This window comes from Allokutzneria sp. NRRL B-24872 (assembly GCF_002155965.1).
GTDB lineage: Bacteria > Actinomycetota > Actinomycetes > Mycobacteriales > Pseudonocardiaceae > Allokutzneria.
Window position 1 is genome coordinate 1 of the sequence record NZ_MUMH01000377.1, and the last position, 900, is coordinate 900.

General features: G+C 74.7%; 1 protein-coding gene. It reads left to right on the forward strand.

What is annotated here, in order from left to right; all coding sequences use genetic code 11:
* Positions 1–24: 24 nt before the first annotated feature.
* Positions 25–900 (forward strand): DUF4328 domain-containing protein (locus CCN37_RS38155; RefSeq protein ID WP_086830252.1); only part of this gene is annotated, 876 nt, incomplete at its 3' end.

The following is a 900-nucleotide window of genomic DNA, read 5'->3' on the forward strand; positions in this document are numbered from 1 at the left end:
CGAGCCCGAGGTGATCTGAGCACCATGCGTCCGGGTCGTCCGATGGCGGTGGACTGGGTTGCCAGTCCGCCCGTTCCCGTGCGCCCGTACCGGCAGCGCCGCCAGCAGCCGCCCCGCTACACCGGGCCGCCGTCCTACCCGGCTCCGCCGAGGTGGGGCCTGCCCGCGCTGCCGTGGCGCTGGCAGATGTCGGTCCCGGGAACCGCTCCACAGGTCAGTCCCGCCGAGCGCATGCGCGTGCTCTCCGGCACCGCGACCACGCTGCTGTGGGTCACCTCGTTCGCGTGCGGTCTCGCCGCCGTCGCCGAGCTGTGGCGCTACGTCATGCTGCTGATCAGCCGCTCCGCCGTGCTCTCCTACGGCTGGCTCAAGGCCTCCGACGCCCTGGTGATCACCGCGGGCGTGCTCGCGCCGGTCACCGCGCTCGTCGCCGGCACCGCCGCGGTGCTGTGGCTGCTGCGCGCGCGCCAGGCGGCCTCCGAGGCCACCGGCAGGGCTCCCGCGCGGCCCGACTGGCAGGTGCTGGTCGGCCTGCTCCCCGGGCCCAACCTCAGCATCCCCGGCTCCACGCTGACCGAGCTCGAGCACGCCGCGCTCGGCGAGCCCGCCGACCGCAGGCCCTACCCGTCGAAGATGCTGCGCATCTGGTGGATCACCTGGGTCGGCGGACTGGTGCTCGCCGCCGTCACGCTGCTCTGGAGCCTGCGCTCCGGCGTCCAGGCCCAGGCGGACGGCATCGTGCTGCGCATGCTCACCGACTCCGCCGCCGTGGCCGTCGCCGTGCTCAGCATCCGGGTGATCACCAGCATCACCGCGCTGCTCTCGCCGCTGGAGAACGCCTCCGCGCACCGCATGCTCGTCGTCCGCGTCGACGGAGCCCCCACCCCCGAGCCCCGCCCC